Consider the following 13,466-nt stretch of genomic DNA (forward strand, 5'->3'; position numbering starts at 1 on the left):
GGGGCCTCCGGCTACTGCACGCCGCGCTGGATGTCGTCGAGCGACAGGTCGGTCAGCATGCCCGCGGGGTTGTTGGCGCGGCGCACCAGGACCGGCTGCGTGTCGTCGCTCTCGCGCGCGAGGGCGTACTGCGTGTCGGCCAGTGCGAAGCGCAGGGCACGCGACATCGAGCTGACCTTGGCGTCGGACGGGCTGATGCGAGGTGCGGCGGCCTTGATCGCCATCGCGAGGATCGGCAGGGTGCCGCCCTGGTTGGCGAGCTGGTCGCAGAAGCTGCGGACCTTGGGATCGGACAGGATCTGCTTGATGATCGCCTTGTAGTCCTCCGGCGACGTCGCCGGCCCCTCGTGGATGACCTCGATCTCCTTGGCCATCTCGTGCCACGAGATCTTGGCGCCACCCTTGGGCTGCTCGTGCTTGACCGCGCGCCTGGGCGCCCGCTCGCCCTTCACGGGCTCGGTCACGGCCGGCTCGGTCACGGCGGGCTCGGACTTGGCCTGCTCGGCCCGGCGGGCCGGACGCTCCGACCGGGGCCGCTCCGACCGCGCGGGACGGCCGGTCGGCAGCTTCGCCGACGGATCGCCGGAGAAGATCGGCTGCAGCGCCGCAGCGGGCGGCGTGGGCTTGACCTTCAGCGGGACGTACTGGTCAACCTCCTGCTCGAGCACGTTGTTGACCGGGTGGTCGGACAGTGTCGCCCCGATGACGTACTTGTCCAGCTCGTGCAGGCGTCGAACCAGCGGGACGAAGTCGCCGTCCGCGGACACGATGATGAAGACCTCGAGCTGCTCGAGATCCGCCGCGGCGCGCAGGCAGTCCACGACGAGCACGATGTCGGCGGCGTTCTTCTCGGCCTTGCTGACCGAGAAGACCTGCATCGTCTGGACGCCCGCCCGCTCGACGTCGCGGCGGAAGTCCTCCAGCCCCAGCGCGCCCCAGTCGGCGTACGCCCGGGCCAGCGCGATGTCGCCGGCGCCTGCCTCGCGCGCCGCAGCGCGCTCGAGCTGGTCGAGGATGTCGGCCATCGACAGATCGGGGATGTCGAGCTTGCCGTAGCCCTTGAAGAGATTCTCGGCGTCGATGAAGACGGCGACGTTGCGACTGGTCACAAGGTCGAGGTTATCGGTGATCGACCGCGGCCCGCACCACAGCCACCCGGGCGCCGCACTCAGCGAGCCGAGTAGTTGGGCGCCTCTGCCGTCACCTGGATGTCGTGGGGGTGGCTCTCCTTGAGCGAGGCCGAGGTGATCCGGACGAAGCGGCCCTTCTCCTGCAGCTCGGGGATCGTGCGCGCACCGACGTAGAACATCGACTGCGTCAGACCGCCGATGAGCTGGTGAGCGACTGCGGACAGCGGCCCGCGGTACGCGACCTGGCCCTCGACGCCCTCGGGGACGATCATGTCGTCGCTCGTGACCTCGGCCTGGAAGTAGCGGTCCTTCGAGTACGACTTCTTGCCGCGGCTGCTCATCGCGGCGAGCGATCCCATGCCGCGGTATGCCTTGAACTGCTTGCCGTTGACGAAGATGACCTCGCTCGGCGACTCCTCGACGCCCGCGAGCATGGACCCGATCATCACGGTCTCCGCGCCTGCGACGAGGGCCTTGGCGATGTCGCCGGACTGCTGGAGGCCGCCGTCGGCGATCACGGGGATGCCGGCCGCCTTGGCCGCCAGCGACGCCTCGTAGACCGCGGTGACCTGCGGGACGCCGCATCCGGTCACGACACGGGTGGTGCAGATCGAGCCGGGGCCGAAGCCGACCTTGACGGCGTCCGCACCGGCGTCGACGAACGCCTGCGCGCCCTCGCGGGTCGCGACGTTGCCGCCGATCACCTGCACGTGGCGGGTGGCCGGATCGGTCTTGAGCCGCTTGACGATGTCGAGCAGGAGGCGCACGTGACCGTGGGCCGTGTCGGCGACGAGCACGTCGACCCCCGCCTCGATGAGCGTCGTCGCGCGCTCCCACGCGTCGCCGAAGTAGCCGATCGCCGCGCCGACCATCAGGCGGCCGTCGCCGTCGTAGGACGCCTGCGGGAACTGCTCGCCCTTGACGAAGTCCTTGACCGTGATGAGCCCGGCGAGGCGCCCGTCTGCGTCGACCAACGGCAGGCGCTCACGCTTGTGCTTGCGCAGCAGCAGGGTCGCCTCCTCACGGCTGATCCCGACGTCACCGGTGATCAGCGGCATCGGCGTCATCATCTCGTCGACCTTGGTGGTCGCCCACTCCGCGAGCGGCGTGAACCGCAGGTCACGGTTGGTGATGATGCCGATCAATCGGTTGTCGCGGTCGACGACCGGGAGACCCGAGACGCGGTACTCCCCGCAGATCCGGTCGAGGTCCTCGAGCGTCGCGTCGGGGCCGATCGTGACGGGGTTGGAGATGATCCCGGTCTGGGTCCGCTTGACCAGATCGACCTGATAGGCCTGGTCCTGCAGGGACAGATTGCGGTGCAGCACGCCGATCCCGCCCTGGCGCGCCATCGCGATCGCCATGCGCGACTCGGTCACGGTGTCCATCGCGGCGCTGATCAGCGGCACCTTCAAGGTGATCTCCCGCGTCAGTCGCGAGGTCGTGTCGATCTCCGCCGGGTTGAGGTCGGAGTACCCCGGCAACAGGAGCACGTCGTCGTACGTGAGTCCAAGAGATGCGAACTTGTCAGGAATGCCCGTCTGCTCCATGACCCCATGCTATCTCCCGGCCGAAGGCCTCCCCCGGCGCCCGCAGGGGCGACGACGGCGATGGACTCGGCACTTTCCGGACCAGAGTAGGGTGTGTTCCATGGAGCGCAAGCCAGGGCGCCCGCGGGCCCTCACTGTCGAAGTGATCGCCCAAGCGGCCCTCGACGACGGTATCGACAGCTTCAGCATGCCCTCGGTCGCTCGTCGGCTGGGTGTCGCGCACTCCGGGCTCTACCGCTACGTCACCGATCGCGACGACCTCCTGGTGCGCGCGATGGACATCGCCTACCAGGACGCGGTGTGGCCCGGCTCCGACCTGTCGTGGGAGGAGCTGCTGCGCGAGCTCGGCGAGTCGACCTGGCGCGCCTGCGACGCCCACCCCGGCCTCGACCGGGCGACACAGATGGCACCTCGCCCCGCGCCCTCCGTCCTCGCGCAGATGCCCGGCTGGGTCAGCCAGGTCCAGAAGGGCGGATTCACCCGCGAGGACGCCGCGGTGGCGGTCGAGTTCGTGCTGGCCCTGGCCCTCGACTCGTCCTCGCAGATGGCGCGTCTGCGCCGCATCCGGGAGAAGTACGAGCAGAGCAACGACGTCCCCGTCGTCGAGCCCTACGACACCGATGAGGTGTGGACCGGCCGGGGTCTCTACGGCCGCAAGCTGGACATCTTCCTGGCCGGTCTCGAGACCCGCCGCAACGCCTGATCCCACGACGAAGGGGCCGCACACCGGTTGCCCGGTGCACGACCCCTCAGGTCGGCGGACCTACTTCTGCTTCTCCAGGTCGTCCGCGAGCCGGTCCATGAGGTCGGCGTACGCCTGGTAGCTCGGCGGCGCGACCGACGTCCACGGCACGTAGGCGTCGTTCTTGGCCGCGTCGAGGGTCTGGAAGACCTTCTCCTTCTCGAACAGCTGCATGCCGGCCTCGCCGATGCGGTCGTCGTACAAGAAGATGTCGGCCGGGTACTTGTCGGCCTTCTCCCAGCTGAGGCTCTCGAAGTAGCCGCCCTCGTCGGGGTTGTCCGGCACGGTCAGGGGCAGGCCGAGCTCGTCCTTCCAGTAGGACAGATCGGGGCTGACCTTGGGGTTGGAGACGTAGTAGTAGTCCGTGGCGGCCGAGCCGGCAAGGATCGTGCGGTCACCGAGATCGGCCGAGACCTGCTTGACCCTGTCCGCCGCAGCCTTGAACGCATCGTGCGTCGCCGTGACCTTGTCGGACTCCAGGTCCGCGCCCAGGGCCTTCGCGGCCCGCTCGGTGCCGTCCAGCAGCTCGGGCAGGGTCTTGCCGTCGAAGCTGACCACCAGGATCGGCGCGAGCTTCTCCAGCGCGGTCGCGCTCTTGTCGTTGATGTACCACAGGTCGTCGTCGAGATAGGCGCTCGTCACGACCAGGTCGGGCTTGAGCGCCGCGGCACCCTCGAGGTCGATCGAGCCGTACTCACCGCCACCGGTGACGTCCTTGACCGAGGAGACGTCGAGCCCGGCCACCTGCGAGTCGGGCTTCCCGTCAGCCGTCTTGAGCGGGCCGAACGTGCCGACGATCTTGTCGCCGAGACCGAGATCGGTCAGGGCCGCCGCCATCGACGACTGCACGAGCAGGCGCTCAGGGGCCTTGTCGAGATCGATCTGGTTGCCGAGGTCGTCCTTGTAGCTGAACGAGGAGGAGGCGGAGCCACCACCCTCGGAGTCGGATGAGCCGCCGCACGCGGACAGGGTCAGGAGCGCCGTCGCGGCGAGCGCAGCGAGGAAGGTCTTCTTCATAAGGGAAGGCTAACCTATGGGAAGGTGGTCTCCCGTGTGAGTCCCCTCATAGGTGAACACGACGCGGCGTCGCCCCTCGTCCACCTCCGCGAGCCGCACGCGGACGTGCTCGCCCTCGGGCAGGCCGGCACCGCGGCACGTCGCGATCGTCGGCGGCCTGGTCAGCACGATCTCGCCCTCGTCGTCGCCCGCCCGCAGGACGACCGCGTCGAAGACCTCGCCGATGCGCGACTCGAGCTCCCAGACCTCGGCCAGGTCGATGCAGGCGCGATCGGCCTTGGCGGCGCGCTGGTCGGACGTCCTCATGAGGTCGCCGAGCTCGGGCAGGGCCGATCGCACCCAGGCGGGCACGTCCGTGCCCCCGCAGATCGCGAGACAGATCTCGGTGCCGAACCGGTCGACCAGGCGGCGGAGCGGGGCAGTCACGTGGGCGTACGGGGCGCCGATCCCGGCATGGCCCGGCAGCTCCGGGGCGGCGCCGTCGAACGCGGTGTAGCCCGCCCCCCGGAGCAGACCCGTGGCCTCCCGCATCAGGGCGATCGAGGCCGGCAGGTCCGGGTCGAGGCCGGCCAGCACCTCGGCCGCGGTCGTCCCGTCGGCCACCGGGATGCCCAGCGTCGCGGCCGTGCGCAACAGCTCGGCGACCGCGTCCGGGTCAGCCTGCGGGAGCGTGCGGAGCAGGCCGATGCCGGCATCCAGCATGAGCCGGGCCGCCGCCATCCCCGTGAGCAGGGAGATCTCGGCGTTCCAGGCGTCGACGTCGGTGCGCCGGCGCATCCGGACGACCCAGTCGTCACCCTCGGCCGTGACCTCCTGCTCGGGCAGGGCGAGCTCGATCGCGCCGAGACCCACGCGGACGTCGAGCCGCAGGCGACCCAGGTCGGCCAGCGCCTCGACGGAGGGGTGGGGCGTCCCGGCGTCGAACGAGGCCTGGGCGCCCTCGTAGTCGAGCTGGGCGACGGACCGGATGCGGGCCCGCCTGACCGAGGCGTCGGTCACAACACCCCCACCATCCACGTCGATGGTCCACAGCGCCGCCGACCTGACCTCGCCCGGGAGCAGGCTCAGCGTGCCCTCGGAGATGACCGGCGGGTGCAGGGGGACACGGCCGTCCGGAAGGTAGATCGTCTGGCCCCGGCGCCTGGCCTCGGCATCGATCGCCCCGCCCGGGTCGATCGCGGACCCGAGGTCGGCGATCGCGTAGTGGACCCGGAAGCCCTCGCCCACCCGCTCGAGGAACATCGCCTGGTCCAGATCGCGCGCACCGGGCGGGTCGATCGTCACGAACGGGATCGCCGTGGCGTCCTCCCCCTCTGCGGGCCCCCGCGCCGCGATCGTCGCGGCCTCGGTGAGCACGTCGTCCGGGAACCTGTCGGTCTCGCCGGCGGGCGGCAGCTCGAGCTCGGCACGGACGGACTCGAAGTCATGGGGCACGTCCCGAACGTACAACGCCCGCCCCGGTGGACCGGGGCGGGCGTCGTGCGATCAGCTGCGGATCAGTGGTTGTGACCCGCGTGCGCCTCGTCGGCCTCTTCGGCCGGCTTCTCGACGATCAGCGTCTCGGTCGTCAGGAGCATCGCGGTGATGGACGCGGCGTTGGCGAGCGCGGAGCGCGTCACCTTGACCGGGTCCAGGACGCCCTGGCCGACCAGGTCGCCGTACTCACCCGTGGCCGCGTTGTAGCCCTGTCCGCTCTCGCGGACCTTGTTCACGACGACCTCGCCGGAGACGCCGCCGTTGCGGGCGATCCACTCGAGCGGGGCGTCGGCGCCGAGGCGGACGATGCGGACACCGACAGCCTCGTCACCGGTCAGACCCAGGTTGTCGTCCAGGACCGACACGGCGTGGACGAGGGCGGAACCGCCGCCTGCGACGATGCCTTCCTCGATCGCCGCGCGGGTCGCCGAGACGGCGTCCTCGATGCGGTGCTTCTTCTCCTTGAGCTCGACCTCGGTGGCTGCGCCGACCTGGATGACGCAGACGCCACCGGCCAGCTTGGCCAGGCGCTCCTGGAGCTTCTCGCGGTCCCAGTCCGAGTCGGTGTTGTCGATCTCGGCCTTGATCTGGCTGACGCGACCCTCGACGTCGGCCTTGTCGCCGCCGCCCTCGATGATCGTGGTGTCGTCCTTGGTGATGACGACGCGGCGCGCCGTGCCGAGCGCCTCGAGGCCGATCGTGTCGAGCTTGAGGCCGACGTCGGGCGTCACGACCTCCGCGCCCGTGAGGGTCGCGATGTCCTGGAGCATGGCCTTGCGGCGGTCACCGAACGCGGGCGCCTTGACGGCGGCCGAGGTGAACGTGCCCTTGATCTTGTTGACGACCAGCGTCGACAGGGCCTCGCCCTCGACGTCCTCGGCGATGATGAACAGCGCCTTGCCGGACTGGACGACCTTCTCCAGGATCGGCAGCAGATCGCTGACCGAGGAGATCTTGCCCTGGTTGACCAGGATGTAGGGATCGTCCAGGACGACCTCCATGCGCTCGGTGTCGGTCACCATGTAGGGCGACAGGTAGCCCTTGTCGAACTGCATGCCCTCGGTGAACTCGAGCTCGGTGCCCATCGTGTTGGACTCCTCGACGGTGATGACACCGTCCTTGCCGACCTTGTCGAAGGCCTCGGCGATGAGCTCACCGATGTGGGCGTCGCGCGAGGACACCGTGGCGACGTCCGTCATGTCCTTGATGTCGTCGACGTCGCGGGCCTGCTCGTGAAGGCGCTCGACGACGGCCTTGACGGCTGCCTCGATGCCCTTCTTCAGGCCGACCGGGTTGGCGCCGGCGGCGACGGCGCGCAGGCCCTCGTGCACCATGGCCTGGGCCAGGACGGTCGCGGTCGTCGTGCCGTCACCGGCGACGTCGTTGGTCTTGGTGGCGACTTCCTTGGCCAGCTGGGCGCCGAGGTTCTCGAACGGGTCGTCGAGCTCGATCTCGCGGGCGACGGTCACGCCGTCGTTGGTGATCGTGGGGGCGCCCCACTTCTTGTCCAGGACGACGTAGCGACCCTTGGGGCCGAGCGTCACCTTGACGGTGTTGGCGAGCTTGTCCACGCCGCGCTCGAGTGAGCGACGAGCGGTCTCGTCAAATTCAAGAATCTTGGGCATCTGTTGCCTCTCCTACGAAAAATGGGGGTCTTGCCAGGACTGGGAGCAGTCCGAAAAGTGAGAGGCCCCAGCGCCCCGCATGGGGGCGCCGGGGCGTCAGATCACGAAACGACAGCGAGAACGTCGCGCGCGGACAGGATGAGGTACTCCTCGCCCGCGTACTTGACCTCGGTGCCGCCGTACTTGCTGAAGATGACCTTGTCACCCTCGGCAACGTCGAGCGGGACGCGGTTGCCGTTGTCGTCGACCCGACCGGGGCCGACCGACACGACGATGCCTTCCTGAGGCTTCTCCTTGGCGGTGTCCGGGATGACGAGTCCGGATGCAGTGGTCTGCTCTGCTTCGACGACCTGGATGACCAGGCGATCCTCGAGCGGCTTGATGGTGACCGACACGTGTCGACCTCCCCTTTCAGGCGGTGAAACGTTGGACGTAGGTGAGAACGCCGTCGCGGGGGTCGTGCTCACCTGTGAATTAGCACTCTCATGGTGGGAGTGCCAGTACCAAAGTTAGCACTCTCACGAGGTGACTGCTACCGGCTCCTGGCCGCGTTCCGCGATCTCCTTGAGCAGGCGCCCGATGATGCGCTGGATTGCAGCGTCGATCACCGGTTCGTCCACGTCGTCGATGCCCTCCAGGTGGCCGACGATCCAGGTCTTGGCGAATGCACCGAGCTTCTCCATGACCTCGGTGCCCTTCGCCGTCATCGTGAGATCGCCCAGCGAACCGGCCAGGTGTCCCGAGTGCAGCAGGCTCTCGAACGTCGGCTGCATGACGATCGCCGGCACCCGGTGCGCCTGCGCGACCTCGCCCAGGCTGGCCGGATGGCCCGTCCGGGCACGCCCGTGCACCTCCAGCAGGGCCCAGGTCCTGCCCTCGTCGAGCCCCAGGTCGGCGTCCTGCATGATCTGGATCAGCGGGCGTCCGTGGTCGGCGTACACCAGCCGCGCGATGCGCGTGGCCAGCCGGTCCTCGGCGCTCGCGGAGTCCGGCATCGCGAAGCCCTCGCCCAGGTCGGCCGCACCGGGCTTGACGCTTCCGTGCAGCGTGACCTGCGGGATCAGCAGGGCGATCAGGAGTCCCAGCAGCGCCACCGGCGCCGCCCACGCGAAGACGTGGTCGAGCGACTCGGCATAGGCGTGGACGACGGGCTGGATCGTCTGGTCCGAGAGCTTGTGCAGCGCCGACGGCGTGGACGCGTCCTGGGGTGTCACCGCTCCCTTGGTCGCGGCGATCGCCTCGGGCAGGCGGCCGGACAAGAAGTTGGAGTACAGCGAGCCGAACACCGCCGCGCCGAACGCACCCCCCAGGGTGCGGAAGAAGGTCACCGCGGAGGTCGCGACGCCGAGATCGCGGTAGTCGACGGTGTTCTGCACGATGATGGTCAGGACCTGCATCGAGGCCCCGATGCCGAGGCCCAGCACGAACATCGACCCGGCCTCCTGGAGCGCCGGGCTGCTCTCGTCGAGCCGGCTGAGCAGCAGCAGGCCGATCGCGATGACGGGTGTCCCGACCACCGGGAAGATCTTGTACCGCCCGGTCTTGCTCACGATGTTGCCCGAGGTGATCGCGGTGAGCATCAGGCCCAGCACCATCGGCAGCATCCGCACGCCGGAGTCCATGGCACTCACGCCGTCGACGTACTGCAGGAACGTCGGCAGGAACGTGATCGAGCCCATCATGGCGAACCCGACGACGAACGAGAGCGCGCAGCACGTCCAGAACACCCGTTCGCGGAACAGGCGCATCGGCAGGATCGGCTGGACCGCCCGCAGCTCGACCAGCACGAAGATCCCCAGGGCCAGCGCTCCGCCGGCGAACAGGCCGATGATCGTGGGCGACCCCCACGGATGCGTGGTGCCGCCCCAGCTGGTCGCCAGCACCAGGCACGACGAACCGATCGTGATGAACACGATCCCGACGTAGTCGATGACCTGGCGACCCGTCGCCCGGACGTTGGGAAGCGTGCGGCCGGCGACCGCGATGACCACCAGCGCAAGCGGCACGTTGATGTAGAACACCCAGCGCCAGCTCAGGTTGTCGGTGAAGAAGCCGCCCAGCAGCGGCCCCAGGACGGTGGTGATGCCGAAGACCGCGCCGAGCGCGCCCTGGTAACGGCCGCGGTCCCGCAGCGGGATGATGTCGGCGATCAGGGCGGTCGCGGTGACGGTGAGGCCGCCCGCACCGAGACCCTGGAGCGCGCGGGAGCCGATCAGCCAGCCCATGCCCTGGGCCATGCCGCACAGCGCCGATCCGATGATGAACAGCGCGACGGACAGCTGGAAGATCGTCTTGCGACCGAACTGGTCGCCGAACTTGCCGATGACGGCCGTGACGACGGTCTGCGCCAGCAGGTAGGACGTCACGACCCACGAGACGTGGTCGCCGCCGCCGAGATCGCCGACGATCGTGGGCAGCGCCGTCGACACGACCGTCGAGTCCAGCGCCGCCAGCAACATCCCCAGCGCGATGGTCAGGAAGGCGACCGTGCGCGCCCGTCCGGTCAGCGTGTGCGCCTCCGGTGCTCGTTCCTCCACCATCGCCGTTGCCATGGCTCGACGCTCGCACAGGCCCGCCCGGACGTCGCCCGCCAAAGGTCCCGGGCGACCGGCAGACTTGGGGCATGGACCCGGAGACGTTCGCCCAGCTCATGACCCCCCGGGGACAGGAGCTCCTCGGAGAGATCGCCGCGCGCGCCGGGGTCGAGTCCGACCTGGCTCTCGGCACCCGTCTCCGCCGGACCCACCCGGTCGACCTGGTGGCCGCGGCAGTGACGCAGAACCACCTGCGGGGCAAGGCCGTTCGCAAGTTCGGCGCCGACGCCGCGAAGATGTTCTTCACCCATGACGCCCTCGAGCAGTCCACCCGCATGAGCGTCGCGACCCACCGCGCTGAGCGCCTGGCCTCGACCGGCGCCACGGCGGTCGTCGACCTCGGCTGCGGCATCGGCGGCGACCTCATCGCCCTGGCCCGCGCCGGCCTGTCGGTCCGCGGCGTCGAGCAGGACCCCGTACGGGCCGCGATCGCCGAGGCCAACCTCCGCGGGCTAGGCCTGGCCGGAGAGGTCGTCTGCGCGGACGCCAGGGAGGTGGACATCCGGCCGGACGAGGTCGCGTTCATCGATCCCGCACGGCGTGACGGCCGGGGACGGACGTTCTCGACCGCCGACCTCCAGCCGCCGTGGGACTGGGTGCGGGGGCTTCTGGCCGGCCGGGCCGTGGCCAAGGTCATGCCAGGGCTGGCCCACGACGCCGTCCCGGACGGTGTGGAGGCCGAGTGGGTCAGCGACGGCGGCGACCTCGTCGAGGCGTGCCTCTGGGGGGTCCCGTTCGCGACGGCGGCCCGACGCGCCACGGTGCTCCCGTCCGGCGCGGGCCTGGTCGCGAGCGATGCGCCGGTCCAGGTCGGCGACGTCGGCACGTACCTGTACGAGCCGGACGACGCGGTCATCCGGTCCGGCCTGGTGGGCGAGCTCGCCGCGACGCTCGACGGCTGGCTGCCCGATCCCCACATCGCGTACGTGAGCTCCGAGCGCGCGGTGGCCACTCCGCTGGCCCGCGGGTTCCGGATCGTCGAGGAGCTGCCGTTCCGCGAGAAGGCGCTCAAGGCCGCGCTCCAGGAGCGTGGGGTCGGCACGCTGACGATCAAGAAGCGCGGCGTCGACGTCGTGCCGGAGGAGGTCGTGCGCCGGATGAAGCTCAAGGGGTCCGCGACGGCGCTCGTGGTCATGACCCGGGTCCGGGGGATCGGCGCGGCCTATCTGGTGGAGAGGATCTAGGTCATGCGGATCGACCTCAACGCCGACCTGGGCGAGTCGTGGCAGCGGTGGCGCTCGGGTGAGGACGTCGAGCTGCTCGACGTGGTGACGTCCGCCAACGTCTGCTGCGGCGCGTACGCGGGAGACGCGGAGCTCATGCGGGTGACCTGCGAGGCCGCGGTCGAGCGCGGCGTCGCGATCGGCGCGCAGGTGGGATATCCCGACCGCGCGGGCTTCGGCCGCGCGCCGTGGAATGTCCCGGCTGACGAGCTGGCCGCCGAGCTGCTCGGCCAGGTGCTGCTGCTCGACGAGATCGCCCGCGCCGCCGGTGGGCGGGTCGCGTACGTCAAGCCGCACGGCGCGCTCTACAACACGATCGTGCACGACGAGGTCCACGCGCGGGCGGTCGTCGCCGCGATCCGGCGGCTCGTGGCGCCGGTCCCCCTCCTCGGGCTGCCGGGCGCGGTCTCACTGGACCTCGCGGCCGCACGCGGCATCCCCGTCGTCCACGAGGGCTTCGCCGACCGGGCCTACACGAGTGACGGGCGGCTCGTGGCCCGCTCAGAGGCGGGCGCGGTCCTGGACGATCCGCAGGCGGTCGCCGCGCAGGCGGTCCGGCTCCTGGGCGAGGTCGCGTCGATCTGCGTGCACAGCGACAGCCCCGGGGCGCTGCAGCTCGCACGCGCGGTGCGGTCCGCGCTCGAGGGCGCCGGGGCCGAGGTCGCGAGCGCCCCATGAACGTACGCCCCTGCGGCGACCGCGCGGTCGTGCTCGACTGCACGAGCCTCGAGGAGGCCCAGGGCTGGTTCGCGGCCCTGCACGGGCAGGCCGAGGTCGTCCTGGGTGCGCGGACCGTGCTGCTGCGAGGCGAGCCGTCCGCCCTGCGAGCGCTGGTGGAGCGCACCACCCCCGTGGCCCCCGGCTCGCGGCCCGACGCGACCGTCGTGGAGATCCCCGTGGCGTACGACGGTCCGGACCTCGACGACGTCGCCCGGCTGACCGGTCTGGGGACCGACGAGGTCGTCACGGCCCACACCGCGACGCCGTGGACCGTCGCGTTCGGGGGCTTCGCGCCGGGATTCGCCTATCTCGTGGGCGGCGACCCGCGACTCGCCGTGCCGCGCCGCAGCTCACCCCGCACGAGCGTCCCCGCCGGGTCGGTCGGCCTCGCCGGTGAGTTCAGCGGGGTCTACCCCCGCTCCTCCCCCGGCGGATGGCAGCTCATCGGCCGCACACCCGTGACGATGTGGGACTCCGGCCGCCCGGAGCCCGCGCTGCTGACGGCCGGGGCCACGGTCAGGTTCGTGGCAGCATGACGCTCCTCGTCGAGCGGCCGGGGCCGCTCAGCCTCGTGCAGGACCGCGGCCGTCCGGGACTCGGCCACCTCGGGGTCAGCGCCTCGGGCGCCTTCGACCGCGGCGCGCTCCGGCAGGCCAACGCCCTGCTCGGCAACGACGACGGGGCCGCCGCGATCGAGGTGGTGGCCGGCGGGCTCGTGCTCCGCGCGGCAGCGCCGCACGTCGTCGCGGTGACCGGCGCGGCCGGGCCGGTGACGATCGACGGTCGCCAGGTCCCTGCCGGGCGTGCCCTGCGCCTGGACACCGGTCAGCGCCTGGCCGTCGATCCGCCGACCTGGGGCCTGCGCACGTACGTCGGCGTGTCCGGAGGCCTCGCGGTCGCGGCGGAGCTCGGATCGGCCTCGACCGACACGCTCGCGGGCCTCGGACCGGCACCGCTTCGCGCCGGCGAGACCCTGCGCACCGGGGTCGGCCGGCCCCCGCCGCACCTCGAGGACGTGCCCGCGCTCGCGCGCACCGGCGAGATCACCGTGGACGTCGTGCTGGGCCCGCGCGACGACTGGTTCGTGCCCGCGGCCGTGCGGCGCCTGCTCGACGATCCGTGGCAGGTCAGCCCGGTGTCGGACCGGGTCGGCGTCCGGTTGACCGGCGGGGTCCTCCGACGCGCACGCGACGCCGAGCTGCCCAGCGAGCCCTGCTTGCGGGGCAGCGTCCAGGTGGCTGCCGACGGCTTGCCCATCGTCTTCGGGCCCGATCATCCCGTGACCGGCGGCTACCCGGTCATCGCCGTGGTGCTCGATGCGCACACCGACCGACTCGCCCAGGCGCGCCCCGGGCAGGTCGTGCGCTTCCGGCGGCGGCCCTGACCGCA

Annotated in this window: 12 protein-coding genes; 5 read left to right on the forward strand and 7 right to left on the reverse strand. The window is 70.8% G+C overall.

What is annotated here, in order from left to right:
- Positions 1-11 precede the first annotated feature (11 nt).
- Both GEV26_RS17930 and guaB read right to left on the reverse strand, forming a co-directional pair.
- Positions 12-1,109, reverse strand: a complete 1,098-nt coding sequence (locus GEV26_RS17930; RefSeq protein WP_194839880.1) for an NYN domain-containing protein — start codon at positions 1,107-1,109, stop codon at positions 12-14.
- Between the two features lie 59 nt (positions 1,110-1,168).
- The gene (guaB, locus tag GEV26_RS14650; protein ID WP_153654236.1) at positions 1,169-2,680 is read right to left on the reverse strand and encodes an IMP dehydrogenase; all 1,512 of its coding nucleotides are present in this window, start codon (positions 2,678-2,680) and stop codon (positions 1,169-1,171) included.
- Positions 2,681-2,780: 100 nt separating this feature from the next.
- Here guaB and GEV26_RS14655 point away from each other — a divergent pair, with 100 nt between their 5' ends.
- Positions 2,781-3,383 (forward strand): TetR/AcrR family transcriptional regulator, encoded by a 603-nt coding sequence (locus GEV26_RS14655; RefSeq protein WP_194839881.1) that lies wholly within the window; start codon positions 2,781-2,783, stop codon positions 3,381-3,383.
- Positions 3,384-3,443: 60 nt separating this feature from the next.
- Here GEV26_RS14655 and GEV26_RS14660 read toward each other — a convergent pair whose 3' ends face one another.
- The 5 genes from GEV26_RS14660 to GEV26_RS14680 all read right to left on the reverse strand — a co-directional run bounded on the left by GEV26_RS14660 (position 3,444) and on the right by GEV26_RS14680 (position 10,092).
- Entirely contained in the window at positions 3,444-4,439 is a 996-nt protein-coding gene (locus GEV26_RS14660; RefSeq protein ID WP_153654240.1) for an ABC transporter substrate-binding protein, read from the reverse strand.
- A 9-nt stretch (positions 4,440-4,448) separates the two neighbouring features.
- Positions 4,449-5,873, reverse strand: a complete 1,425-nt coding sequence (locus GEV26_RS14665; RefSeq protein WP_153654242.1) for an RNB domain-containing ribonuclease — start codon at positions 5,871-5,873, stop codon at positions 4,449-4,451.
- A gap of 62 nt (positions 5,874-5,935) precedes the next feature.
- Positions 5,936-7,540: a chaperonin GroEL gene (gene groL / locus GEV26_RS14670; RefSeq protein WP_153654244.1), complete on the reverse strand. Its 1,605-nt coding sequence runs from the start codon at positions 7,538-7,540 to the stop codon at positions 5,936-5,938.
- 101 nt (positions 7,541-7,641) lie between these two features.
- On the reverse strand, positions 7,642-7,935 hold the full coding sequence (gene groES, locus GEV26_RS14675; protein ID WP_056606353.1) for a co-chaperone GroES: 294 nt from the start codon (positions 7,933-7,935) through the stop codon (positions 7,642-7,644).
- Positions 7,936-8,058: 123 nt separating this feature from the next.
- Positions 8,059-10,092, reverse strand: a complete 2,034-nt coding sequence (locus GEV26_RS14680; protein WP_153654246.1) for an MDR family MFS transporter — start codon at positions 10,090-10,092, stop codon at positions 8,059-8,061.
- Between the two features lie 71 nt (positions 10,093-10,163).
- Here GEV26_RS14680 and GEV26_RS14685 point away from each other — a divergent pair, with 71 nt between their 5' ends.
- From GEV26_RS14685 to GEV26_RS14700, 4 genes are read left to right on the forward strand one after another with little or no spacing between them, the layout of a single operon-like run.
- Entirely contained in the window at positions 10,164-11,318 is a 1,155-nt protein-coding gene (locus tag GEV26_RS14685) for a class I SAM-dependent methyltransferase (RefSeq protein WP_153654247.1), read from the forward strand.
- 3 nt (positions 11,319-11,321) lie between these two features.
- Positions 11,322-12,035, forward strand: coding sequence for a LamB/YcsF family protein (locus GEV26_RS14690; RefSeq protein WP_153654249.1), 714 nt, complete (start codon positions 11,322-11,324; stop codon positions 12,033-12,035).
- Positions 12,032-12,613 (forward strand): 5-oxoprolinase subunit PxpB, encoded by a 582-nt coding sequence (gene pxpB, locus GEV26_RS14695; RefSeq protein ID WP_153654251.1) that lies wholly within the window; start codon positions 12,032-12,034, stop codon positions 12,611-12,613. Before GEV26_RS14690 ends, pxpB begins: the two co-directional genes overlap by 4 nt.
- Positions 12,610-13,461, forward strand: coding sequence for a 5-oxoprolinase subunit C family protein (locus tag GEV26_RS14700; protein WP_153654253.1), 852 nt, complete (start codon positions 12,610-12,612; stop codon positions 13,459-13,461). The genes pxpB and GEV26_RS14700 overlap by 4 nt, the downstream gene beginning before the upstream one ends.
- Positions 13,462-13,466 lie beyond the last annotated feature (5 nt).

This window comes from Aeromicrobium yanjiei, assembly GCF_009649075.1.
Taxonomy (GTDB): Bacteria; Actinomycetota; Actinomycetes; order Propionibacteriales; family Nocardioidaceae; genus Aeromicrobium; species Aeromicrobium yanjiei.

Excerpts from the sequence above, each read along its gene's own strand:
- guaB (WP_153654236.1), bottom strand. The coding sequence starts at position 2,680 with ATGGAGCAGACGGGCATTCCTGACAAGTTCGCATCTCTTGGACTCACG.
- pxpB (WP_153654251.1), top strand. The coding sequence starts at position 12,032 with ATGAACGTACGCCCCTGCGGCGACCGCGCGGTCGTGCTCGACTGCACG.
- GEV26_RS14680 (WP_153654246.1), bottom strand. The coding sequence starts at position 10,092 with ATGGCAACGGCGATGGTGGAGGAACGAGCACCGGAGGCGCACACGCTG.
- GEV26_RS14655 (WP_194839881.1), top strand. The coding sequence starts at position 2,781 with ATGGAGCGCAAGCCAGGGCGCCCGCGGGCCCTCACTGTCGAAGTGATC.
- GEV26_RS14700 (WP_153654253.1), top strand. The coding sequence starts at position 12,610 with ATGACGCTCCTCGTCGAGCGGCCGGGGCCGCTCAGCCTCGTGCAGGAC.
- groL (WP_153654244.1), bottom strand. The coding sequence starts at position 7,540 with ATGCCCAAGATTCTTGAATTTGACGAGACCGCTCGTCGCTCACTCGAG.
- GEV26_RS14685 (WP_153654247.1), top strand. The coding sequence starts at position 10,164 with ATGGACCCGGAGACGTTCGCCCAGCTCATGACCCCCCGGGGACAGGAG.
- GEV26_RS14660 (WP_153654240.1), bottom strand. The coding sequence starts at position 4,439 with ATGAAGAAGACCTTCCTCGCTGCGCTCGCCGCGACGGCGCTCCTGACC.
- GEV26_RS14690 (WP_153654249.1), top strand. The coding sequence starts at position 11,322 with ATGCGGATCGACCTCAACGCCGACCTGGGCGAGTCGTGGCAGCGGTGG.